Genomic DNA, 23,256 nt, shown 5'->3' on the forward strand with positions numbered 1-23,256 from the left:
CTATGCCTCGGATCAGCCGATACTCGTGAATACTGAACGCCTGGCGCCACGGCTCGCGCGTTGCGGCCCGGCGAATTGAGGTTGCGCCGCCCGCGGCGCGCAGCCTCCGTCCCAATGGACACGTCCCCCGAATAGCAGACGGAACGGGCAGCAAAGCCTTTCGCTATGCCTCGGATCAGCCGTTACTCGGGGTTACTAAACGTTTGCTGCCACGGCTCGCGATTTGCGGCCCGGCGAATTGAGGTTGCGCCGCCCACGGCGCGCAGCCTCGTCCTCGTCAACTCTTTCCCGGTGAGCGACCCGGGTGGGCATTACAGCTCCTCCGCAATGCCCCAGATCAGCCAGTGCTCGGGAATGCCCGCACGCTCGGCGTATCTTTCCAGAAGCTCGATCATCAGTTCATCGAGCTCAAGTTTCCTGCTCGCCGCGCTTTTCGCCAGGCGGGCCTGAAGACTGGAAATATCGAGGGCCATTGCGGCCGGCTGCGCAGCAGCAGCGCGCAGAAGGCTGAGGCGCACGAGAACGGCCCCGGGCGAGAGAACATCCGGCAAAACGTCGCCGTTCCAGACCCTGAGGTCGGGCTGTGCCCTCACCAAGCCGCGCGAGCCCAGCCCTATGAAGACATCGTCCCACAAGGCTTCGGGTATCGGGCCCGGATAGCTGACCGTGTTTGCGTTTTTCAGCGTAGCAATTTGCCATTCACCAGCGACATAGCCAGCCGAAAGCGGCCTCTGCCGCAAATGTGGCATCCATCCGGCAGCGGTGGCACCCTCTATCCATGCATCAGCGTCGATCGCGTATTTATTAACGCTGGAGCGAGTTGAGTGCACATGAAAGCCGACTTCATCGGCAAAAGCGGAAATGCGGAGAGACATGCTTTTTTTTTCGCGTTTGAGTGACCAGAACTCGACATTGATTAAGCTAGGTTGAACACATTACTCGTCTGCTAGAAGCGGACAAATCTTCCATTAGTTTAGTGAGCACATTCACCAGTCGTTTACTTTTATTCCATTCTTGGGCGACACCGTTTCTCTCACTACTTGCTGCGGCAGTCCGTTGTGCTTTATGTTTTGCACAATCTGTGGTTCATTGGGGGTGGCAAAGAGGCAAGGATGACGAGTGCTCCATTTTCGGGAGTCGACGTTTTGCCCCTCACAGCAACGTTGACGAACCTCCCGTTCCAGTCGATCGCCCTGCTCGCGCTCGGTGCCTATATCGTTGTGGCCACTTTGAAGGTCCTTTGGGAGTGCCGAACGATCATTCTGATGATTACGGTCGTCGGGCTTTTGATGGCGAATGGTGATCGTGGGCAACTTCGTTTGAACGACTTGAGCCAACAAAGCCTTTCTCAGTTATGGGAGAAGCTAACGCGACCATGACGGTTCACCTCGTGGTTTGGCAACTGGTAATGCACGTATTGCACAACTTACGATTGATCCTAGTTGAACGAGCGAACGAGATTCCCGACCAGAAGATTCCAGCCGTCGATCAGGATGAAGAACAGGACCTTGAAAGGCAGCGAGACCGTAGTTGGAGCGACCATCATCATGCCCATGGCCATCAGCACCGTTGACGCGATGAGGTCGATCACCAGGAATGGAAGCATGATCAGGAAGCCGATTTCGAAGCCGCGCCGAAGCTCGGAGATCATGAATGCGGGGATGAGCATCCTGAGGGTGGGCGTCCCCTCGGGGCTCGCTTGCCGAGACATTCCCGAGAAGAGATCGAGATCCTTCTGGCGCACGTTCGCCATCATGAACTCCCGGAACGGATCGGTAATCTTGTAGAAAGCCTCATCCTCTGAAAGCTTCTTGTCCATGAAGGGCCTGACACCCGTTTCCCAAGCCTTTTCGAAAGTGGGCGACATCGTGAAAGCGGTCATGAACAGCGCAAGGCTCACGAGGATGATGTTGGCTGGGGTGGATGGCAAACCGAGACCGACCCGCAAGAAAGACAGCGCAATGACAAAGCGGGTGAAGCACGTCACCATGATGAGGATCCCGGGCGCCAGCGACAGCACCGTGATCACAAGCACCAGCTGAATGATGCGCGACGATGTGCCGTCCGCTGTCTCCGGGAACAACGAAGCGAGACCGCCGAGCGGACCGCCAGCTTGTTGAGCGCACGCGCTGGCTGGCACCAGAATCAGCAGGATGAGAACGAGCGCCGCCGTTGCTCGCCTTCCTCGCCAGGTGGAGACGACGCCCGCACTTCCCCTAGTCAGAGGTGCTTCATGCGGATGCGGGCGCATGTCGCCCTCCGAATAGCCGATGACAGACGGTGCGATTGCGCCCTGCATCTCACTGCACCACGAAAGTCAGGATCAACAGATCCAGGGTTTTGCCGTCGCCGATCCGGGAAGCGCGCGATTTCAGATCGTTCTTGAGGAGCTGAAACCCGGTCGGCCCCTCTATCTCGCGGATCGAGACTGTTTTCAGGAATGTCACCAGATCGTCAGAAATCCTTGCACTGATTTCCGCTGCCTCGGCGACGTCGGGCTTGAGAACGACCGCCGCCTCAAGCCGGATCGAGAGGTTCGAGCCGTTCGCCAGATTGGCGATGATGGGCGGAAGCACCTTGACCTCGCTTCTCGTTATCACCGGCTGCGGCGCGGGCGCGACCGGCGCCGACTGAAAAACTCCGGGCTCCATGAAGCCGAACGCGAACCCCGCCGCAGCAGCGACCAGCGCGCCGGTAACGGCTCCGAGCAGCATTTTTGGTCCACGTTCCGTCACGCCAGATCCTCTCGCGTCTTAAAAGGGCAGAAGCCAGTCGGTCACCTGCTGGCCCCAGGCCGGCTGTGCCACTTCCATGATGCGCCCGCGTCCGCCGTAGGAGATGCGGGCCTCCGCGATCTTGTCGTATGAAATGCTGTTGTCGGTCGCGATATCGCGCGGCCGGATGATCCCCGAAATCAGCAGTTCCCGCAGCTCGAAGTTCACGCGAACTTCCTGACGACCGGCGACGATAAGGTTGCCGTTCGGCAGCACCTCCGTCACGACCGCGCCGATGAGGAGGTTGATGCTTTCCGCACGAGAAATGCCGCCCTTTGCATCGGTGCTGGTCGTCGATTCCACCTTGGGGTCCAACTCGCCGCTGCTTTGCGTGTCCAGATGCTTGTTGAGCCCCGACCAGCTCAGGTTGGCCTTGTTGGTGATATCCAGTTCCCGCGTCGAGGACCGCGAGCGACTGTTGTTGTTATCGATCGAGGCCTTGTCCTTGATGGATATCCTCACCGTGATGACGTCGCCGACCTTGGTCGCGCGCGGATCCTTGAACAGGTCCGCTCCGTTGTCCTGCCACAGCGAGGCTCGGGTTACATAAGACGCGGGTGTCGCCGGCATCGTGCCGATCGCCGTGTGAGACGGCACCAGCCCAGCGCCGACTGGCGTGAGCGTCGGCTCGCGACCGATCTCGTTCATCTTGTTGAGGCATCCACCAAGCATCAAGGCGGTCCCCACTGCTGCCGCCGTGCAGATCTTCATGATTTTTCCTCGCTCTGCCGAGACGGGCTGGCCGACTTTACGTTGTTCTTCCGGTTTGCATCGCCCAGAGCCGCAGCCGGGGCGGAACTATCCTGTTCCCTGACCGCCCCAATCATCACGGCCACGATCCGGGCCGCCTTTTCCGGCGGCATCTCATCCAGAATCGCGCTGGATTTCTTCGTGCTCAGTTTGATGAGCAGAGCCGAGGCTGCCTCCTCGTCCATGGCGGCGATCTGAGCGGCCGCCGCGTCCGGCTTCACCTTGGTGTAAAGCTCCACGAGGCTTTGCTCTGCCTTTTTCATGAACTCGTTACGGCGTTCGAGCCACACCTTGTATTCAGTCGTTTTCTCTTCGAGCAGAGCCGTGCGCCGCGCGAGCTCGTCGTCGAGCTTCATCAATTCGGCTTTCTGGCTCAGATAGCGCGCATCCGCCGCCGCATCTGCGATATTTTCGCAGTAGGACTGCGCAGCCCGCGAGTTGGGGGCCGGCACGGCCCCTGGCGCCGGCGCGGCCTTTGCCGCATCAGGCTCTTTCGCGCGAGCTTCACCCGCCTTTTTGGCAGCCTGGTCGACGGAGGCATCCCACTGGGGTTGCGGAGTGGCCCCGCGAGCCTTGCGCGACGCTCCGCCCTCGTCTGGCCAGCCCCATGCGTATTGCTGAGCTGCGGCCGGAGGCGTCGACATCTGCGCAACGGCGGCGAGCGCCATGAGGCAACTTGCGGATCGAACCATGCGCCTCATCATTGCACCACCAGTTCTGCCTGCAGCGCGCCCGCCGACTTGATGGCCTGAAGGATCGCGATAATGCCCTGGGGCTTGAGCCCCATCCGGTTGAGCCCCGTGACGAGAGACTGAAGGTTGGCGCCGTTCAGCATGAAGAGCGTCCCATCGGGTTGCTCGGCGTTGACCGCCGTACGATCCTCGATTGCCGTCTCTCCGCGCGAGAAGGGCGCGGGTTGCACGACCTTCGGCATCTCGGTGACGCGCACCGTTATGTTGCCGTGCGCAACCGCCACGGTGCTGATCTTCACGTCGCTCCCGATCACCACGGTTCCCGTGCGCTCGTCGATCACGATCCGCGCTGGCGCGTCCGGCTGAATGGGCAGCTCGCTGATTTCACTGATAAAGCGCGCTGCATCGAGCCTTGGCGGACGCAGCAGTTCGATGGAGCGCAGGTCTTTCGCACGCGCAGAGCGTCCGCCGTAGGTCGGCATCGTATACGCGTTGATCACATCGGCAGCTCGCGTCGCCGTGGAAAAGTCGGGGTTCAGAAGTTCCAGCGTAAAGGACTTGAAGCGTTCGAGTTCGATTGGCAGGCGCCGCTCCACAAGCGCGCCATTCGCGATGCGGCCGGCGGTCGGAACGCCCTGCGTCAGCTTCTCCGCGCGGCCACCTGCAGCAAAGCCCGATACGCTGACCTGGCCCTGCGCGGCGGCGTAGATCACGCCATCCGCGCCCGAAAGCGGCGTCATAAGGAGCGTACCCCCCTCAAGCGAGGTTGCGTTGCCGAGCGAAGAAACCGTGACATCAACCCGGCCACCCTCACGGGCGAAGGCGGGCAATTCCCCCGTCACGATGACGGCCGCCGCGTTCTTCGTCTGAACCTGATTGTTGTTCGTGAGGTTGTTGCGGATGTTTACGCCCATTCGGTCCAGCATCGACTGGATCGACTGACTGGTGAAAGGCGAGCTTCTGAGATTGTCGCCGGTGCCATTCAATCCCACCACGATCCCGTAGCCCACGAGCTGGTTCGACCGGACATTCTGGATCACAGCAATGTCCTTGATGCGAGTCGTCGCATGCGCAGGCTGGACCATCAGAAGTGCGATCAGGAAACGTTTCACGGCTTAGTTCACCCGCACGCTGCCATCGGCCGCAACGATGCCGTGGATAACGACCCCGGAGTCCGGATTGCGCGCGCTGATGGTTTCGCCGACGCTGCCGGATTGCAGCGCCGTGGCGACGCCCGTAATGCGCACGGTGCCGGATTCATAAACGAGCGAAACCGCCTTGCCCTGGCGGACAACCACAGGCTCCCGGATCGCGACTTTCGGGATAGGCAGTCCCGGCAACAAGGTGCGTCGCGAAGTCTTGCCGATCAGGCCGCTCGCTTCGGTCACGAAAGAGCCTGCGTTCTCGTTCTCTGACAGTTGCTTCGAGGAGAGCATGTCCTCCGTAATGACGTCGCCGGGGTAGAGCGCGCGCTTCGGCACGGGCACGACCCGTCCCCCCTGCTCCGCCTGCGATGGGGTGGCGAGGAAAATCGGTGCGGCCAACGCCGCGGTGATCATGACGCCTTTCATGAAGCCACCCATCAGAGATTATTCTTCGTGAGAACCTGGAACATCTCGTCCGCGGCCTGAATGACCTTGGAGTTCATCTCGTAGTTTCTCTGTGCGGAGATCAGATTCGTGATCTCCTGCACCGGGTCTACATTCGAACTTTCGACGTAGTACTGCTGAACCGTGGCGTAACCCTCGCTCCCCGGCACCTGAACCTGAGCGCTGCCCGAGGATAGCGTTTCCCGGAAGAGGTTGTTGCCGAGTGCCTCAAGTCCCGCTTCGTTTGCGAAATTGGCGATCGTGAGCTGTCCGACCTGCGTCATGACACCCGTGCCGGGATCGACGTAGACCGTCCCATCGGTGTTGACCTGGATCGACGTTACGTTCGTCGGGATCGTAATGCTCGGGATAACTGTGTAGCCGTCCTGCGTCACGAGTTGGCCCGTTGCGTTCTTGCTGAACGTGCCCGCACGCGTATAAAGCGTCTCGTTGTTCGCGCCGGTGATCTGGAACCACCCGCGCCCGCTGAGCGCGAGGTCGAGCGAATTGCCGGTCTTGGTGAGCGGGCCCTGCGTATGCAGACTTCTGATGGCGACCGGCTGTACGCCGAGACCGATCTGCGACGCCTCCGGTATCGGGTCGGCATCGCTTCGGTTGGGGACGCCCGCCGCACGCTCCGACTGGTAAAGCAGGTCGGCGAATTCCGCTCGCGACCGCTTGAAGGCAACCGTATTGGCATTCGCGATATTGTTCGCGATGACTTCGACATTCGTTTGCTGAGCAACCATGCCGGTCGCAGCGACGGAAAGGGCGCGCATGATGGCCTCGCTAGATCGTCATCCGGGTGAGTTCCTGATAGGCAGAGACGGCCTTGTCGCGCACGGCGAGGGCCGATTGCAGCGACAGCTCCGCCCTGGATACCGCTTGCACCACCTCCTGGGTGGAAGCCCGCCCCTGGAGACCGGCCGCGGCGACACTTTCGCCCGTCTTGATATCGGTCGCCGTCTGCTGCCCAAGCGCAGCCAGCACGCTGGAGAAATCCGCCGAAGCGATGCCGGCCGAGGCCGTCTTCTTTTGTAAAGCGGACGTCACCGAAGAGTCGGAAACGGCAAATGAGGCAAGCGAGGCAATCGTCATGATCAAACCTTGAGGATGTCGATGGTAAGGGTTTCGAGATGGCGCACCTGCTTGAGAACTTGCAGGTTCGCTTCGTAACTTCGCGCGCCTTCGCGGATGTCCGCGAGTTCCACGAGAACGTTCACATTTGGAAGCTTGACATTGCCTTGGGCGTCGGCCGCCGGATGTCCCGGAATGTTTTCGATGCGATAGGGAGACCGATCCGCCTCGACATCGCCAATGGTCACCAGTTCAGCCCCCGTTGCGGCATCGAGTTCCTGATCGAAGCTCAGGATCTTGCGCGTGTAAGGGAGCGCCCCCGGCGTCTTGCCGGTGGATTCGGAGTTCGCGAGGTTCTCGGTCGCGACGCGAATGCGCTGCGACTGCGCCGACAGGCCCGAACCCGCGATGGCAAGAGAGGCAGACAGATTGTCCATCGCCATCACCCCTTCGCCGCTTGAGAGATCATGCTGTGAAAGCTCTTCACGACCGCGGTGTTCAGCGCGTAATCGCGCATCACTTCCGAACTCTTGAGCATCTCCTGATCGAGATTCACATCGCCGCCGGAATAGAACGTCGCTCCATCGGCGGCGTCTTCCTGCGCAAAGGACGCAACCTGCGAAACCTCGGCCTGAAGGTGCGACGGGCTCGTCGAAGTCATCTGCAGCCCGATGTTATCCACAACGGCCTCGAACGGAACGACGTTAGCCGTCTTGTATCCAGGCGTATTCGCATTCGCGACGTTCTGAGCCAGAACCCGCTCCTTGGCGAAAAGCCATCGGCCTTGTAGAGATGCGATATCGAGCACGTTCGACATGTGCAAGCGTCCGTCCGTCGCGAGTTGGGTTCGACTCAAAACGCTTTACAACCTATTAATGGTTTAGGTTGCATTTCTTGCCTGAAGCTGTTCATGCTCGGCTCATAGCTCAGCTGCGAGCTAAACCATTGAAAAATTTTAGATAAATTTCTACTGCATGGGCGCTTGACGACCGGGGATCGCCCCGGATGCGCGCGGCCGCAGCGCAAGCGACTGCCCCTCTCAAGGCTGGGTGCATGCCTCGACCGAAAGGGCCTCAGCGCCCCTTTTTGTTGATGTAGATGATAACCTCGGCCACCGCCTTGTAGAATTCCGGCGGGATAGGCTGATCAACGCGCACAGCGTCATGCAGCGATTTTGCGAGGGCCTTGTTTTCCACGACGGGAACGCCGTTGGCCTCCGCTATGCCGCGTATCCTCAGCGCGAGCTTGTTCTTGCCTTTGGCCAGCGTCTGCGGCGCCCGGTCCTGACCCCGAATATAGCGAAGCGCGACAGCATAATGGGTGGGGTTGGCGATCACGACTGTCGCGTTCGGCACGTTCGACATCATGTTGCGCCGCAAGCGCGCCCGAGCGATCGAGCGAGCGCGCGCCTTCAGCAATGGGTCGCCCTCGGACTGCTTGTGCTCGTCCTTCAGATCCTGTCGGCTCATCCTGAGCTTGCGGAGCCATCTTAAGCGCGTCCAGAAAACGTCCGCAGCAGCCAACACGCCGCATGCAAATGCGCAGATGAGGACGGCCTTGAAGGCAAGCCGCTTGACCAGTTCGAGCGTATTGGCGGCGTCCGTCTGAAGCACGAGCAGAGCGGCAGCACCCCCTTCGAATGCGATATAGAACGCAACCGCAATGATAGCGAATTTGAGCAAGCTTTTCAGAAGATCAACGACACTGTCAAAGCCGAGAAGACGCTTCAGCCCCTGCTGGGGTGAAATCCTCGATAAATCGGGCTTGATCTTGTTGAATATCAGCGTCGGCGGGTTCTGGGCGAAGGATGCCACCAGTGTGGCTACCAGCAGCATGAGAACAAGCGGCCATACGAAATTGAGGATCGTCAGACCCGCGAGCTTCAGAATAAAAAAAGCGTCGGCCCCGTTTTCGAGGCTGAAGCCGGAGGGGTCCTCGATAAAGACAGACAGATTTTTCGCGGCGTCGCCGAAAAACGCCGGTGCGACTGTCATCAGGAAAAGCACAAGGGCAAACAACGCCGCCGCGGAGTTCACCTCACGTGAAGACGGGCCGCCTTCCTTTTCGAGGCTGTCGCGGAGACGCTTTTCGCTCGGAGGCTCTGTCTTGTTGTCTGTTTCAGAGCTGTCTGCCAAGAAACCGGCCTCCGCCCGTGGCGCGCCTCTTCAGCCCGAGGCGCATCGAGTTGAAGCGACACCTGCTTAATGCCGGAACGCCTGGTTTAGAGCTTTGTGTTGTCGATCATTTCGGTGAGAGTGACGCCGAAACGGGAGCCTTCCTCGTCGAGCACCACGATCTCGCCCTTTGCAATGATGCGTCCGTTGATCATCACATCGACGGGATCGCCGACCTTGCGATCGAGAGGAATGACAGCGCCTCTGCCCAATTTGGTCACCTGATAGATCGGCATGGATGCAGAGCCCAGCAAAACCTTGAGGGAAAGCGGGATCCGCAACACTCTCTCAAGGCCGCCGGGATCGCTTGCCTTGCCGAGACCAATCAGGTTCATCGCCGTCTTGCTGACTTCCTCAGCGACGTCATTTCCAGCCGCCAGAGCCTCACCCAAGACCATTTCATGCGTCATCGATATCCCTTTCATTCGGTTGGTGTGAGACAAACGTCAGGTCACGCCGCCTTCGCCTCCGGCGCCGTCAAGCTTTCCTCCACGCGATTGATGGTGGGGCGTTCATGGGCCGAGATCATTTTCCGCCCATGTTCGACCGCGACCGAGGCCATCGCGCCATTCATGAAGGCAAGGAACGTCTGCTTTACGAGCATATAGAGGTGAAGCCGCTTTTCCCGAACGGTCTTGAGCTTTGTCGCGATGGGCGAAACCACCGCATACGACAGGAAGATACCTGCGAAAGTGCCAACCATGGCAGAGGCGATGAGCGCGCCCAGCACTTCCGGCGGCTTGTCGAGCGACGCCATGGCCTTGATGACGCCGAGAACCGCAGCGACGATACCGAGAGCGGGAAACGCTTCCGAGACAGCATGCAGCGCATGATAGGGCTTCAGGCCGTCGTGTCGAATGGTCTGGATTTCCTCGTCCATCAGCGCCTCGATTTCTGCGGGACGCGCGTTACCCATGATGTGGAGCCGTGCATAGTCGCAGATGAACTGCGTCAATTCCGGATTCGCCAGCACCTCGGGATATCTCGCGAAGATCGCCGACTTCGACGGATCGTCGATGTGCTTCTCCACCTCACTTTTCGGCTTATTCTTGAACTCCCGCATAAGCGCATAGAGAAACCCGAGAACAGCAAGGTATTCCGCTTCCTTGGGCTCAGAGTTCCTGAGCGCCTCCACGATACCCTTGCCCGTATCCTTGATAACCTTCATGGGATTTGCCACGATGAAGGTACCGATGGCTGCACCGCAGATGATCAGATACTCTGCAGGCTGCCAGATGACGGCCACATGACCGCCCATCCAGACGTAGCCGGCGAGCATGCAACCCAAGGTGACGAATAATCCAAGAGCGATGACCACAATCTTAATCCTATTTAGGTTGCATCATGAGTGAGTCGCTTGTGCGGGGCTGACCCTTCGTTCGCTATCGCCAGGAACCGCCAAGCGAAAGTCCCTGCACGCTGGAAAGAAGGTCGACGCCGATCGACACCACGCCGCCGCCGCTGGACGATCTTCCGAAGAGCGCATTGACGTAGTCGCTCGCGGTGTCGTTATTCTTGGCGTCATACAGGGAGGCGAATTTTGCGATAAAGCTTGTCAGCTTCTGCGGATCCTGGAAGTCGCTGATATCGAGGGCCTTGGTAAGAAGCGCGGCCTGCCGGTCGATATCCATCGCCGCCGTATATTCGGAAAGCCCGAGCGCGGTGTAGACCGTTGAAAGAAGCTTCTTGTCGGCCAGAATGTCGTAGACACTGTCGATCTTCGATGCATTGCGATAGAAATAAAGCGCCAGCTGAGCGCCCTCGTTCGATTCGCCCTGCTTCTCTTCAAGCTTTTGAGCAATATACTGATCGACGACGCCGGTCTGAACCGCCTCTGACGTTGTGGTGGATGTGCCGTTTTCCTCGAAGTTGAACGTCTTTGCTAGTTCAAGGGTTCCGAGGTTGCCAAGTTTGGCTCCCAAACTTTTGCTGTCGGCCCCTTCGGACAGCACTTGCTTGTAAAGTGCCTTTGCGTAAACCTGATCTCCGAGGCCGTAGGCCGTAAGCGCATAGGAAAACAACTTGTAGTCGTTGACGAGTTCATCCGGGGACGTGACGCTGGCGATGTTGGCCTTGTAATATTCGGTCTGGCTCGCCACGGTAGGGTCAGCCGCCGTCAGTTCGATCCATTTGCTGTAGTTGTTCGTGATCGAAAGGAACGTTGTAAGCGTGGAAGTCATGATGCAAGCCTCCTAAAAGAGCTGGACGTCGGCAAAGGTCTCGGCGGCTGGTTCCGTCGTGGTGCGTTCGATCGGGAGGCCGGTCGCATCGGCGAAGCGTTCGCGCATTTCGCTCAAGCTGAATGTCCCGGCGATCTCCTTGAGCAGAATCGTCGCGTGCGGAGGAGCGGCGGACATTCGCGTTTCGGCAAGCCCTTCCTTTACGAGGTCTGCGTTCCTGTCGGCGAGAAGAGCAAGCGCGCCGCAGATGTTCTGGATATGCTGGGTCACACGGTCCTGGAATTGGAGTTCCCTCACCGCGCAGGCAACCGCATCCTCAATGTAGCGCGACGAGACCCCGGTTGTGGAAAGACTGCTCGCAATTGCGGCGTTCTGATCGAGCAGCCGATCGACCATGGCGCGAATGCGTTCCTGGGCCTTCTCCTTCTCGTGCGACATGTCGATGGAAGAAATTTCCTTGAGCAGCAAATCACCGCGCTGAACTCCCACCGCAACCTCGGACATCTGGCGCTTGATGGTGTCCGACAGCGTGTTGACGCTGCGCGCGAGATCCCCGATCTCTGTCGCTACGACCACGAAGCCGCGCCCGGCGCTGCCCGCTCGCGCCGCCTCGATCTTCGCATTGAGCGAAAGCAGGTTCGTCCGCTTGTTGATTTTTTCGATCTGCGCCAGCGACTTCTGCATCGACTGCACTTTTTGCTGCACATCGTCGAGCGCTGAGACAAGGGCCGTAGCCCCTGATGACAGGCGGATGATCTTCTCGAAGAGCTGGTTGAAGATCGAAGCGATGTTCGTCGCCAGTTCCGGAAGAGCGACGGTTGCCCCATTCAGTTCGATGGAGCTTTCAGCGTCGAGCATCTCCTGAACGGACTGGATCTGGCCCCGCGCTGTGGAGGCGATGTCCTGGAAACGTCCGACGAGAGTTTGCACTGTCGTTTCGATGTCATGCGAGGTGTCGGACAGCTCGCTGACCAGAGCTTTCAGCGACACACCCTGCACGGCGGCGGAGTCGAGCGCTTTTCGGAGGAAGCCGTCCTCGCGATCGTCGCCGGCAGCTTCGAACGAGACAAGCGTGGCGGGGCTGGTGCCCTGTGATGTCGAAAGGGTCATTTCGCGTCTCTGCTGTTCGAGAAAATCTCATGAGAATGGCGAGAGGTGGCGGGCTTTCGACGGCCTTCGCCGCTCAAGAGCGCCATGATCTGCCCGGCCATATCGGCGAGCGCGATTTCGGCCTCGACCGCACCGCGTTGGAAAGCTACTTTGGGCATGCCGTAAACGACGCAGCTCGCTTCATCCTGGCCGAGCGTACGGGCGCCGTTTGTGCGCATGGCAAGCAGGCCGTCCGCGCCATCCCGGCCCATTCCCGTGAGAATTACGCCAATCGCCTTAGGCCCCGCCTGCTCCGCAGCGGAGAAAAACAGGGCGTCGACCGAGGGGCAGTGACCGTTCACGCGGTCATTGCCTTCGACGATGCAGACATAGTTCGTCGCGGATCGCCTGATGCGCAGATGCGCGTGACCCGGAGCGATATAGGCGTGGCCTGGAAGCACGACATCGCCGCTCTGGGCCTCCTTCACTTTCACCGCGCAGACGTCGTCGAGCCGGCGTGCGAAGCTCGCTGTAAACTTGGGAGGCATATGCAGCGTGATGACGATACCCGGGCTGTCGGCCGGCATCGCACGAAGGATATGGTTGAGGGCTTCCACGCCGCCGGTCGATGCCCCGATGGCGATGATTCTGTCGGGTGAGTAAGGGCCGCATCTGACCGCAGTCCTTGAGGGCAAAGGCATCTGACGAACACGTGACCGAGCCGCCGCCTTCACTTTGGCGATGATTTCGGCCTGCCTTTCCGCGAGCCCGATCTGGAGCGCGCCGTCCGGCTTGGTCAGGAAGTCGACCGCTCCCAGTTCGAGCGCCCGAAGCGTTACGTCAGCCCCTTCGCGCGTGAGCGACGAGAACATCACAACGGGCATTGGGCGCAGCGACATGATCTTCTCAAGGAAGGCGATGCCGTCCATGCGCGGCATTTCCACGTCGAGGGTGATCACGTCAGGGTTCAGTTCTTTGATCTTTTCCCGCGCGGCGAAGGGATCGTTCACCGCGCCGATCACCTCGACTTCGGGATCGGAGGAAAGAATACTCGTGATGAGCCGCCGCATCAGTGCGGAGTCATCAACGACAAGAACTCGTACGGGTTTGCGCTCGGCCATGAGTTCGCTCTCAGTCAAACAATTGAACATCGCCGCCGACCTGCTGACCTTCGAGGGTGATGCCGAACAGACGCTCCTCCTCGGCGACCTGCGCCTTCTGCGTGCCGCGCAAGAATAACCTTGCAACCTTGCCTGTATATGGGGTGTAGCAAATCCAGCGACCGAGAACGCCGCCGAGGTCGCTTGCCGCCAAATGCAACGCTTCATCCTTCACGTAACGGCGCGCGAAACTCGCGTTCTTGTCGCCGATCAACGTCGCGCCGAAGAAATTCGCCCCACCGAACAGCTTGACCTCGAGTCTGGAGCGGTGAGCGCCTGCTTTCAGAACCTTGTTGATCAGTTCCTCCATCGCGAAGTTCCCGTAGCGGTTGGCTCCGCTCAGCATATCGCCCCATTGGCCTGTCTCGCTTTCGGGGAGCATGAAGTGGTTCATGCCGCCGATGCCCGTTTTCACGTCGCGAACGCAGGCGGAGACGCAGGAGCCAAGAACAGTGACGATGGATTCATCCTTGTCGGCCGCGACATAGGTCTCGCCCGGCAGGATCCGCACCGCATGCGTGCCAAGCCGATGAACGAAGACTCTCGATCGCGGAGGGGAAACGGAGCGCCTGAGTGCTGTCATTGTCCGATCTTTCGATAGACGGTGCGTCCGCAGAGTTTGAAGCGCGCCTGGTGGTCGAGCAGCGATTCGGAATGGCCGACGAACAGCCAGCCGCCCTCCTTGAGTTGCGCATGAAACCGTTCGATGAGCGCAGCCTTTGTCGCAGCATCGAAGTAGATCATCACGTTCCGGCAGAAGATCGCGTCGAATTTCCCATGGAAAGGCCACGGACTCAGCAGATTGAGCTGCCTTATGGACACGAGATCCTGAATATTGCGCCGAACCTGAACTGTGTTGCGATCTTCGGGACGCCGTTCGAAGAATGTCTCGCGCATCGCAGCCGGAACATTTTCGAGGCACGCCCGCGGATAAATGCCCGCCCTTGCCTTCTTCACCACGTTCGTGTCGAGATCCGTGGCGAGCACGCGCAAATCCCAATCGGCCATTGCCTCGCGCTGAAGCGCGGCTGCGACCATGGCGATGGAATAGGGTTCCTCACCGGTCGAACAACCGGCGGACCAAAGGCGGATGTGTGAACGCTCGCCGTTTCGGCGCTGCGCCCCTGGCGCGAGCACGTGCTCCTTCAAAAAATCGAAGTGATGTGCTTCACGGAAGAATTTTGTGAGATTCGTCGTGATGGCGTCTATCAGGAAGCTGGCCTCGCCGTCACCTTCCCTGCTTTCCAGGAGCGCGCAATAATCCCGGAACGAGCGCAGTCCCAGCGCGCGGAGACGCCGCGAAAGCCGCGAATATGTCATGTCGCGCTTGTGCGCGTTCAGGACGATGCCGCTTCGCTTGTAAACGATGCCGACGATAGTCTGGAAATCAGCCGCCGTGAACGGAAACTCTGTGGCGGCGGAGGAGGAACTCGTGTTTCCCCGTTCCATTGGCTCGACTCTTACTCGCATGGCACTATCTGTCTTTTGGAGGCTGATGCCGCTTCAGGTCGGCTGGATATCGATCTGTTTCGAAGGAGAGCCGGGGGGTATCTCGCCCCCGACACTCGGGCTATGGCGGGCTTTCAGGCCCGTCGCTGGCGACGATCAGAACTCGTGCCAGTCATTTTCTTCGCTCGATGCTTTCGAGCGCGTGGCGCAGTGTTGGCCGTTCGCACCGTTGGCGCGATAGGAGCCGTTCAGCTTCGTCTCGCCGCCCCGGAATGTCCGCTTCTGAGAAGCAGTCTTCGCACCGGCCGATCGCTTGTTGACTGACGCTTCCGTGTCGCTTCCCAGGCGGAATGCGGAGAGCCGCTCGAACATGGCCTCGGCCTCTGTCTGCAGGGTGCGGCTCGACGCTGCGGTTTCCTCCACAAGCGCGGCGTTCTGCTGCGTCATCTGGTCCATCTGCGCCACGGCCTTGTTGATCTCGGAAACCCCGGTCGACTGCTCCTGTGTCGCCGAAGCGATTTCGGAGACGATGTCGGCGGCGCTATTGATCGAGGTGACGATTTCCTGAAGCGCCGTGCCAGTATCGGCGACGAGCTTCACACCGTCCTTCACCTGGCGCCCGCTTTCGACGATGAGCGCCTTGATGTCTTTAGCGGCGACCGAACTGCGCTGCGCTAGCGAGCGAACCTCCGACGCAACAACGGCAAAGCCCTTGCCGGCATCGCCCGCGCGCGCCGCCTCGACCGCCGCATTGAGAGCGAGGAGATTGGTCTGGAAGGCGATCTCGTCGATGACGCTGATGATGTCCGAGATCTTGTTGGACGAGTGCTCGATGGCTGACATGGCGCTGACCGCCCTTGCAACGACGGAGCCGCCGTCGCTGGCAACAGTCCGCGCGCTCGCGCTGAACTGATTGGCGCGGCTTGCGTTGTCGGCATTGTTCCTGATCGTCGACGCCATTTCTTCCATCGAGGCAGCCGTTTCTTCAAGGCTCGATGCCTGCTGTTCGGTCCGCTGTGAAAGGTCGTCCGTCCCGGTCGCAATTTCGGCAGTCGCAGCCGCGATCGTCGATGAGGCATGCAGGATAGAGCCGATGATGCCTGTCATCTCATCAAGGAACCCATTGATTCCGAGACACAGTTCGCGCATGTCTCCGCTTTTTCCATTGATCGGAATTCGGCGGGTCAAGTCCGACTCCTTCGCCGCCTGGATGACGCTTCGAATCTCCTCGACGGTTTTGACGAGTTGGACTTCCGCAATCTTCTGCTCGGTGATGTCCGCGGCGAATTCGACGACCTTCGTTGGCTTGCCATCGAAGTCGAGGATCGGGTTGTAGCTGGCCTGCAGCCAGAAAACGCGCCCATTCTTGCCGATGCGGCGGCCCTGCCCGTTGTAGGCTTCGCCACTACGGAGACGGTCCCAAATACCCCGAATTTCGCTCGATCCCCGCAAATCCTGATCGAGAAAAATTTCATGATCCCGGCCGCGGATTTCTTCGAGCGTATAACCGGTCACCTTCAGGAAATTCTCGTTGGCGTTCAGAACCTTGCCATCGAGGCTGAATTCGATCACCACCTGATTCTTGTTGATGGCGGCGAGTTGCGCTTCGTAGTTGAGATTTGCCTTTTTCTGCTCGGTGATGTCCGTGACGTGAGCAACGATCTTCACCGGCTTTCCGAAGTGATTGAAAACCGGGTTATAACTCGCCGCGATCCAGACTTCGCGACCGCCCTTGGCGATGCGCTTTCCTTCTCCTCTAAAGAATTCCGCCTTCTCGAACTTCTGGACAAAGTTGCGATAGGCTTCAGTGCCGCGAATCTGGGGATCCACGAGCATGCTGTGATGCTGCCCCTTGATCTCGTTCAGCGTAAAACCCATGATATTGAGGTAGTTGGCATTCGCCGTGATGACATGCCCGTCCAGCGTGAACTCGATGATCGCGCGGAGCCTCTGGCTGGCTTCCTCATCGGCCTTCGCGCGCGAAATGATGTCGCGGATCTCGGTCACATCAGCCCACTCGAAAGCGTTTCCGATATAGGCGCCGTCCGCTCCGTAGATCGCGTTCACGCACAGTTCGAACGTGCTTTCGCCGGCCTTGACGTCCGCCTTGTGAGGCAAGCGCCAAGGCTCATCGAGCAACCGGCGAATGTGCGACGGGTCTTTGTGGAAGATGTCAGCGGAGAGCCCCGTCATGTTATCGGGATCCAGGCTTTGCGCCCGAGCAGGCAAGCTGTCACGCACCTTCCGAATGAGGGCCTTCGACGCGTCGTTGACATAGATGATCTTGAAATCGCGATCGATCATCATCAGCGGATTGGAAGCGACATCGGCAAGGCGACGCACCTGGCTCAGCAGCGCGTGCTCCTCCTCGAGTTTCTTCTCCTTTCGGAACAGGCCGCCTGCGATTTTTTTTGCTGTGCCACTGACATTGAACATGATGGAGCCTTTTTTCTCGGTAATTTTGATTTCTTTATTCGCGGGCGATGTCGAATTACTGGATTGCTGCATCTTCCATCTCCCGTAGCTGCTCCACTTCGTCTCGCTGGAAGAGGTGTTCGAGCGAAAGGACGACCACCATCGTTCCCTCGACGGACACGATGCCGGAGAGAAATTCCGCGACGGCGCCTCGATCCATTTCCGGAACAGGCCGTATCTCCGAAGTCTCGATCGTCAGGATGTCGGATACGGCATCCACAAGGAGGCCCACGGTCCGTTCGCGAATCGCAACGATGATGACGATTTTCGACTTGGCCGCTTCCGTGGCACCGGTCCCGAACCGCAGTTTCAGATCGTAAACCGGGATGATCGTGCCTCTGAGGTTCATGACGCCGAGAACGTAGTCCGGCTGATTTGGCAGCGCAGTGGTGCCGCTCCACCCTCGGATTTCCCGGACAGCGGTGATGTCGATGGCGTATTCCTCGCCGCCGATGGAAAAACTGATGAACTGATGGGCCGCGTCGGCGCCCAATGATCTGTCTACTGATTTTTGTCTCGGGACTGCGAGTGCCGCTTCGGTCATGTTCGTTCTCTCTGCAACGGTGTTCGGGATCTAGGCCTGCGCCTGCAAGACCGGCTCGGCGGAAGCGGAAGCCTGCGCCAGGGCGCTCATTTCGCCAGCGTCAAGAAAGGCCTCACGCTGGTGTTCAAGCTTCGAGTTGCGTTTCAGGCTCGCGCTCGCAATCGAGCAGATATCCTCAAGGTTCAGGATCAGGGCGACGCGGCCGTTCCCGAGGATCGTAGCTCCGGCGATGCCGGGCACCGGGTCCGCATTCTCGTTCAGGTTCTTGAAGACGAACTGCTGCTGGCCGATCAGTTCGTCTACCACGAGCCCAGCCTTGGTGCCGTTTTCGGTCTCGACCACCACAACGAGGGCCGGATGCGAATTCTCGCTTTCACCGGCGACGTTGAAAAGCTGGTGCAGGTAGATGAGCCTTATGTACTCTCCGCGAATGAAGATGACATCGCCGCCTGCAACGGATCGGATCTGGCGCCGGTCGGGGCGCAAGCTCTCAACGATGCTGGCCAGGGGGATGATGTATTTTTCCCCGCGAACCGCGACATGCATTCCATCGAGCACAGCCAGCGTGAGCGGGATGACGACAGTGAAGCTCGACCCCTGGCCCTTTTGCGAATTGGTATGAATGCGGCCGCCGATGCTCGCTATGTTGCGCCTCACGACATCCATGCCCACGCCGCGCCCGGATACCTCGGTCACCTTGTCGGCCGTGGAGAATCCGGGGGCGAAGATCAATTCATGGATCTCTTCTTCGCTGAGATCGGCATCCGGTCGGACGAGCCCCTTGCTGATGGCCTTTGCCAGCACTTTTTCCGCGTCTATGCCCGCGCCGTCATCCTCGATGGTTATGAGGATGTTACCGGCGCGCTGGGTTGCGGAGAGGTGGATCACGGCTTCTTCCGGTTTTCCCGCCGCCAGGCGCTGTTCCGGCATCTCGATGCCATGGTCGATTGCATTCCGGATCATATGGGTGATCGGATCGACCAATTCCTCGACGATGGTCTTGTCTACCTCCGTCTCGTCACCCGAGGTGACCAGTCGCACCTTCTTGCCGAGCTTGTGAGACAACTCGCGCACGAGGCGGTTCATCCGCGCGAAGACCGTTCGCGCCGGCTGCATGCGAATGGCCATCACGCATTCCTGCAATTCACGGATATGCGCTGCAAGCTCATCCGCGCCCTGCACGCGCTGGTCCCGCAGATTCGTTCCAACCTCGGAAGGCTGCTGGGTCAGCATGGCCTGGGTGATGACGAGTTCTCCGACCATATTGATGAGGCGGTCGACGCGGGCCAGGTCGACGCGGACGAAGCTGGGGCTTTTCGCCTTGCGTTCCGAGGAAGCGCTCTTAGCGGTCGCAGCCGATCCGGGGAGGAGCGCTCGCGACGGCACTTTCGTTTCCTTGGTGGGTTCGGGAGAAAACGCCTCGATGACAAGATCGCAATCTTGATCTACGAACTCGAAAACCTCCTGGATGTCAGCGCGCGAAGCCTTGCTCCGCAGGCTGAAGGAAAATCCGAGATAGGCTTCCTCTGGATCGAGGGTCGCAAGCTCGGGCAGCCCCGTCCTGTCGCAGCAAACTTCGAGTTCGCCGAGTCGCTTCAGTTCACGGATGATGAGCAGCGGCTCGTTGGCATGACGGAACAGCTCGCGATGGGGCGTAAAATTTATGCGCCAGCTTTGCATCTCCGATGCGGTGGGAGCTGAGGCCTTCTCTTCCGGAATAGAGGCGGGAGTGCCCTCCGGGTTGATCAGCGCCTCGACCTCGGCGAGGACGTCCGCGCCGAAGCCTTCGGGGATGTCCGTGCCCTTCTGGGCGGCTTCCACCAGGCTTGCAAGCACGTCGCCGGAACGGACGCAGACGCTTGCGACGTCCGCGCTGAGTTCCAGACGATCATCCCGCAGGCGGTCGAGAAGGGCCTCGAAGCCATGCGCGAATGTGACGAGCGACCGGAAATTGAACGCGGCGGCGCCGGCCTTGATCGAATGCACCGCGCGGAAGATCGCATTCAAGTTTTCACCATCCACCGCGTTTGCGTCGAGCGTAGAAAGGCGCGAATCCAGATCTGGCAATACTTCGGCGCATTCGTCGAAGAATGTCGCCCGAAACTGGTCAAGATCCAGCGCTGAAGATCGGTCGGAAGACATCTGAGCCTCGCGTTACGGGCAAACCTTGTTGACGACTTGCAGCAATTTCTCGGGCGAAAAAGGCTTCACGATCCAGCCGGTCGCGCCAGCATCTCGGCCTTTTTGCCGCGTGTCCTCACTGCCTTCGGTGGTCAGTACGAGGATCGGGGTCGACTTGAATTGAGGCTGGGCCCGGACATGCCTGATGAAGGTCATCCCATCCATATTCGGCATGTTGACGTCGGTTATGATGACATCAACGTTGGCGCTACCGAGCACGCCGAGACCTTTCTGGCCATCTTCGGCTTCCACCACGTCGAAGCCGGCATTTTTGAGAGTGAAAGCGACCATGTCGCGCATGGTCTTTGAGTCATCGACGGTGAGGACACGCTTAGCCATCGGCCTTGCTCCAATCTGTTATTAACGAACCGCATCCGATGTCCGTGAATGCGGCACACAGCGCAGGGGACGGATCGACGAGAACCAGCCTTCCACCCTGCTTTTCGGCCGAACTGGCAGCAGCCATCAGCAGTTGCAGGCCAGGCGTCGTTGCTATGCCGACGCCGTTGCCGACAACGCGCAGGTCCGGTGAAGCGGCCAGCATTGCGATGAGGCTCTCTTTCAGCTCGGGAGCAGTCCTGATATCAAGGCTGCCCGGGAGTTCGATTGCCTGCGAATCTGTCGATTTCAACGAAGCCCCCCTTAGTCGGCGCGGATGGTCCTGATGCCGCCGCCCAATTGCGTTTCAACCTGTAGCAGGTATAACGCACACACATTAAAGGGTGGTTGCAACCGACTGATATCTTCGGTTGTTATTTTTTCTGCTGCACCCGCGTTGGTGAGATATCGTTAAGGTGTCGCCTATATATCTAACTCTACAGCAGGTTGCAGCCTGGAGAACGTGCTCGCGGTGATGGCGCCGAGGCCTGTCATTCCCGCACGCGAGCCTGATTGAAGGCATTGCTCCTGTCGGAAACGCCCCGCCATGTGCGGGGCGTTTTTGTTCGTGCGTAGCGAACAGTCTGGGGACAAATTTCAGGAGATTTGACGGTTCGGGCGATTACGCGGGTTTTGCGCAAGCTGAATCACCTCTGGGTTGAGTACGTCTCAACCGGTGGACCACTGTGACCGAAACGCTCATCATCGACCAAGAGCCCACGCGACAACTGAGCGGGGCGGAAAGGGCGGCCGCTCTTCTTCTTGCGGTTGGCTCTGAAAACGCGTCCAAGATTCTTCCGCATCTCGGGGAAGAGGAGATTCGCGCGGTAGCGCGCTCTGCATCCCGTCTTGGCGCCGTGCCGCAGGCAACGATCAACCAAATTGCAGGCGACTTTCTCCTTCAATTGTCGAACGAGGGAGGTCTCAAGGGCTCCGGCGAGGCCATCGAGGGGTTGTTGAGCCGTGTCCTTCCCCCCGGGCAAGTGCGCCAGATCATGGCTGACGTCCGCGCCAGAATGAACGAGGCAGTATGGCCGAGGCTCGAAGAACTTCCGCCGCACCTCATCGCGCAGTTTCTGAACCGAGAGCACCCGCAGGTCATTACCTTTGTCCTGTCGAAGCTCAAGGTCTCCTTTTCGGCCGAGATCGTGCCCCTCATTCCGAACCGCAACGAAGTCATGCGGCGGATGCTGACGACCAAGCTTGTCACGCAGGGCGCCATGAGGCTGCTCGAACAGACCATCCGAGACGAACTTATTCTCAAGGTTGCGAAGGCAACGGGTCAGAACAGTCACGAGCGCGTGGCCAAGATCGTGAACCGATTGAACCGGAAGGCAATGGAGGACGTGCTCCAAAGTCTGGAAAATTGTCGTCCGAAAGAAGCGGAATTGGTCCGCAATCTCATGTTCACGTTCTCAGATATCGCAAAGATGTCGGAGAAGTCCCGGATCGAGCTTTTTGAAAACATCGAAGCCGACCAGATAGCTCCTTCGCTGATTGGCCTCGATGAGGGCATCAAGGAGTTGATTCTCTCGTCCATGCCCTCCCGCACGAGGCGCAACATCGAGCAGGAACTGGCGAATCCGCCAAGACTGACCGAGGAAGAAATCGAGACTGCAAGGCGCGAAATTGCAGACATCGCTCTCAAGCTTTCGGAACAGGGCATCATCTCACTCAATTTCGCCGACGGTTCGAACTGATTATTGGAGATCGCATGGGAAACCAATCGCCCGACGCCGGGGCCGGTGTCGAGATCGTCGACAAGCTGAAAGAACTGACGAAACTCTCGCTCGATCGCCTGCCGGTGCTCACGTCGATCTTCGAAAGCACGGCGACAACGTGCTGCGAAGAATTCCGCGAGTATTGCTCGCCAGCCGTCACCGCTTTCGTCAATCAGATCGTGTCCGGGGATTCCTGGGACCTGCTCGAAGCGTGCTCGGATGGCGTTTCAGTGATTTTTTACTGCCGCGAGTGGGACGCGCGCATTGTGATCGGGTTGGAACGTCGACTTGTCTTCTCCATCGTCGATGCGATGTACGGTGGAGATGGCAGTGAACTGCCGTATGAGGACAAGCGTCCCTTTACTACGCTTGAGACGAGGATTGGCCGCGTCATCTGCGAGTTTGGCGCGCGCTCGCTGGCGGAAGCGTTCCAGACAGTCGGTGAAATCACCCTCGTGCCCGAGCGTACCGAGACCGCGCTGGATTTCGCGAGCCTCGGCCAGCACAACATGATGCTGATCCACGCGCAGATTCTGTTCCAGGTTCTGGACTTCGGCGGCGTCATGTTCGTGCTGATCCCGCAAAACGTGCTGCTTCCCGTGCGGCAAAAGCTTGAGCGGCAGCGCGCTCCCATGCTTTCGTCCGTAGATCCAAGATGGACGAGCCTTCTGAGCCAGCGGGTTTCGCGCGCCGAGGTGGCGATGGATGCCGTCATTCTCGGCAAGGAGATCGAACTTGGCGAGATGTTGAACCTTCAGGTGGGCAAGACCCTGGAACTGGAAGGCACGGAACGGCAGATCTTCTTCGAGTACGAAGGCGAACGTCTCTTCCGCGGCTGTCTCGGCAGGGAACGTGGAACTTACACCATTACCATTGACGAGGCCCTGTCCGATATCGACGTCGAACAGACCGAACCGCATCATCGATCCTGAAGCTTTTGGCCGGATTCCGGCATTTGCATCCGTTCGTACGCTTGGGAGCGAATGTCGGAATCAAAAGGACCACTGGCAACACCATGATTCT

27 protein-coding genes are annotated in these 23,256 nt (G+C 59.2%); 2 read left to right on the forward strand and 25 right to left on the reverse strand.

What is annotated here, in order from left to right; all coding sequences use genetic code 11:
* Positions 1 to 311: 311 nt before the first annotated feature.
* From QM659_RS12120 to QM659_RS12240, 25 genes are all read right to left on the reverse strand, one after another.
* A complete protein-coding gene (locus tag QM659_RS12120) occupies positions 312 to 875 on the reverse strand; it encodes a hypothetical protein (protein WP_127078088.1) in 564 nt (187 codons plus the stop codon).
* Positions 876 to 986: 111 nt separating this feature from the next.
* Positions 987 to 1,337 carry a hypothetical protein gene (locus QM659_RS12125; protein WP_415188602.1) on the reverse strand — a complete coding sequence of 117 codons (351 nt, stop codon included), beginning with the start codon at positions 1,335 to 1,337 and terminating at the stop codon, positions 987 to 989.
* A gap of 101 nt (positions 1,338 to 1,438) precedes the next feature.
* Positions 1,439 to 2,299 carry a flagellar type III secretion system pore protein FliP gene (fliP, locus tag QM659_RS12130; protein WP_415188603.1) on the reverse strand — a complete coding sequence of 287 codons (861 nt, stop codon included), beginning with the start codon at positions 2,297 to 2,299 and terminating at the stop codon, positions 1,439 to 1,441.
* Position 2,300: 1 nt separating this feature from the next.
* Positions 2,301 to 2,735 (reverse strand): flagellar basal body-associated FliL family protein, encoded by a 435-nt coding sequence (locus tag QM659_RS12135; RefSeq protein WP_415188604.1) that lies wholly within the window; start codon positions 2,733 to 2,735, stop codon positions 2,301 to 2,303.
* An 18-nt stretch (positions 2,736 to 2,753) separates the two neighbouring features.
* On the reverse strand, positions 2,754 to 3,485 hold the full coding sequence (gene flgH, locus QM659_RS12140) for a flagellar basal body L-ring protein FlgH (RefSeq protein ID WP_303484409.1): 732 nt from the start codon (positions 3,483 to 3,485) through the stop codon (positions 2,754 to 2,756).
* Positions 3,482 to 4,216: a MotE family protein gene (locus tag QM659_RS12145; RefSeq protein WP_415188605.1), complete on the reverse strand. Its 735-nt coding sequence runs from the start codon at positions 4,214 to 4,216 to the stop codon at positions 3,482 to 3,484. The genes flgH and QM659_RS12145 overlap by 4 nt, the downstream gene beginning before the upstream one ends.
* 8 nt (positions 4,217 to 4,224) lie before the next feature.
* Complete coding sequence (locus QM659_RS12150; protein ID WP_415188606.1) at positions 4,225 to 5,328, reverse strand: flagellar basal body P-ring protein FlgI; 1,104 nt, start codon at positions 5,326 to 5,328, stop codon at positions 4,225 to 4,227.
* Between the two features lie 3 nt (positions 5,329 to 5,331).
* Entirely contained in the window at positions 5,332 to 5,799 is a 468-nt protein-coding gene (gene flgA / locus QM659_RS12155; protein ID WP_415188607.1) for a flagellar basal body P-ring formation chaperone FlgA, read from the reverse strand.
* Entirely contained in the window at positions 5,799 to 6,584 is a 786-nt protein-coding gene (flgG, locus tag QM659_RS12160) for a flagellar basal-body rod protein FlgG (RefSeq protein WP_415188608.1), read from the reverse strand. Before flgG ends, flgA begins: the two co-directional genes overlap by 1 nt.
* Before the next feature lie 10 nt (positions 6,585 to 6,594).
* Complete coding sequence (locus QM659_RS12165; RefSeq protein WP_127078104.1) at positions 6,595 to 6,903, reverse strand: flagellar hook-basal body complex protein FliE; 309 nt, start codon at positions 6,901 to 6,903, stop codon at positions 6,595 to 6,597.
* 2 nt (positions 6,904 to 6,905) lie between these two features.
* Positions 6,906 to 7,325 carry a flagellar basal body rod protein FlgC gene (flgC, locus tag QM659_RS12170; protein WP_127078106.1) on the reverse strand — a complete coding sequence of 140 codons (420 nt, stop codon included), beginning with the start codon at positions 7,323 to 7,325 and terminating at the stop codon, positions 6,906 to 6,908.
* Positions 7,325 to 7,699: a flagellar basal body protein gene (locus QM659_RS12175; protein WP_127078108.1), complete on the reverse strand. Its 375-nt coding sequence runs from the start codon at positions 7,697 to 7,699 to the stop codon at positions 7,325 to 7,327. The genes flgC and QM659_RS12175 overlap by 1 nt, the downstream gene beginning before the upstream one ends.
* A gap of 256 nt (positions 7,700 to 7,955) precedes the next feature.
* Positions 7,956 to 9,017: a flagellar biosynthesis protein FlhB gene (locus QM659_RS12180; protein ID WP_415188609.1), complete on the reverse strand. Its 1,062-nt coding sequence runs from the start codon at positions 9,015 to 9,017 to the stop codon at positions 7,956 to 7,958.
* Positions 9,018 to 9,103: 86 nt separating this feature from the next.
* Positions 9,104 to 9,391, reverse strand: coding sequence for a flagellar motor switch protein FliN (gene fliN / locus QM659_RS12185; RefSeq protein ID WP_164730095.1), 288 nt, complete (start codon positions 9,389 to 9,391; stop codon positions 9,104 to 9,106).
* Positions 9,392 to 9,507: 116 nt separating this feature from the next.
* The gene (gene motA, locus QM659_RS12190) at positions 9,508 to 10,374 is read right to left on the reverse strand and encodes a flagellar motor stator protein MotA (protein ID WP_303484396.1); all 867 of its coding nucleotides are present in this window, start codon (positions 10,372 to 10,374) and stop codon (positions 9,508 to 9,510) included.
* 64 nt (positions 10,375 to 10,438) lie between these two features.
* Positions 10,439 to 11,236 (reverse strand): DUF1217 domain-containing protein, encoded by a 798-nt coding sequence (locus QM659_RS12195; protein ID WP_415188610.1) that lies wholly within the window; start codon positions 11,234 to 11,236, stop codon positions 10,439 to 10,441.
* Between the two features lie 12 nt (positions 11,237 to 11,248).
* The gene (locus QM659_RS12200) at positions 11,249 to 12,346 is read right to left on the reverse strand and encodes a methyl-accepting chemotaxis protein (RefSeq protein ID WP_415188611.1); all 1,098 of its coding nucleotides are present in this window, start codon (positions 12,344 to 12,346) and stop codon (positions 11,249 to 11,251) included.
* A complete protein-coding gene (locus tag QM659_RS12205) occupies positions 12,343 to 13,446 on the reverse strand; it encodes a protein-glutamate methylesterase/protein-glutamine glutaminase (RefSeq protein WP_415188612.1) in 1,104 nt (367 codons plus the stop codon). The genes QM659_RS12200 and QM659_RS12205 overlap by 4 nt, the downstream gene beginning before the upstream one ends.
* Before the next feature lie 10 nt (positions 13,447 to 13,456).
* Positions 13,457 to 14,068, reverse strand: coding sequence for a chemoreceptor glutamine deamidase CheD (locus tag QM659_RS12210; RefSeq protein ID WP_127078122.1), 612 nt, complete (start codon positions 14,066 to 14,068; stop codon positions 13,457 to 13,459).
* Positions 14,065 to 14,934, reverse strand: a complete 870-nt coding sequence (locus QM659_RS12215; RefSeq protein WP_127078124.1) for a CheR family methyltransferase — start codon at positions 14,932 to 14,934, stop codon at positions 14,065 to 14,067. Before QM659_RS12215 ends, QM659_RS12210 begins: the two co-directional genes overlap by 4 nt.
* A gap of 156 nt (positions 14,935 to 15,090) precedes the next feature.
* Entirely contained in the window at positions 15,091 to 17,370 is a 2,280-nt protein-coding gene (locus QM659_RS12220; protein WP_415188613.1) for a methyl-accepting chemotaxis protein, read from the reverse strand.
* A gap of 55 nt (positions 17,371 to 17,425) precedes the next feature.
* Positions 17,426 to 17,953, reverse strand: coding sequence for a chemotaxis protein CheW (locus tag QM659_RS12225; protein WP_127078128.1), 528 nt, complete (start codon positions 17,951 to 17,953; stop codon positions 17,426 to 17,428).
* Between the two features lie 30 nt (positions 17,954 to 17,983).
* A complete protein-coding gene (locus QM659_RS12230) occupies positions 17,984 to 20,095 on the reverse strand; it encodes a chemotaxis protein CheA (protein WP_415188614.1) in 2,112 nt (703 codons plus the stop codon).
* A 12-nt stretch (positions 20,096 to 20,107) separates the two neighbouring features.
* A complete protein-coding gene (locus QM659_RS12235) occupies positions 20,108 to 20,473 on the reverse strand; it encodes a response regulator (protein ID WP_127078132.1) in 366 nt (121 codons plus the stop codon).
* On the reverse strand, positions 20,466 to 20,765 hold the full coding sequence (locus QM659_RS12240) for an STAS domain-containing protein (RefSeq protein WP_164730016.1): 300 nt from the start codon (positions 20,763 to 20,765) through the stop codon (positions 20,466 to 20,468). Before QM659_RS12240 ends, QM659_RS12235 begins: the two co-directional genes overlap by 8 nt.
* A gap of 433 nt (positions 20,766 to 21,198) precedes the next feature.
* Between QM659_RS12240 and QM659_RS12245 the strand changes: the two genes are divergently transcribed.
* Both QM659_RS12245 and QM659_RS12250 read left to right on the forward strand, forming a co-directional pair.
* The gene (locus QM659_RS12245) at positions 21,199 to 22,212 is read left to right on the forward strand and encodes a flagellar motor switch protein FliG (protein ID WP_127078136.1); all 1,014 of its coding nucleotides are present in this window, start codon (positions 21,199 to 21,201) and stop codon (positions 22,210 to 22,212) included.
* Positions 22,213 to 22,226: 14 nt separating this feature from the next.
* Positions 22,227 to 23,165 carry a FliM/FliN family flagellar motor switch protein gene (locus QM659_RS12250; protein ID WP_303484382.1) on the forward strand — a complete coding sequence of 313 codons (939 nt, stop codon included), beginning with the start codon at positions 22,227 to 22,229 and terminating at the stop codon, positions 23,163 to 23,165.
* The last annotated feature ends 91 nt before the right edge of the window (positions 23,166 to 23,256 follow it).

The organism is Rhodomicrobium sp. (genome assembly GCF_047605405.1).
In the GTDB taxonomy this organism is placed as follows: Bacteria; Pseudomonadota; Alphaproteobacteria; order Rhizobiales; family Rhodomicrobiaceae; genus Rhodomicrobium; species Rhodomicrobium lacus.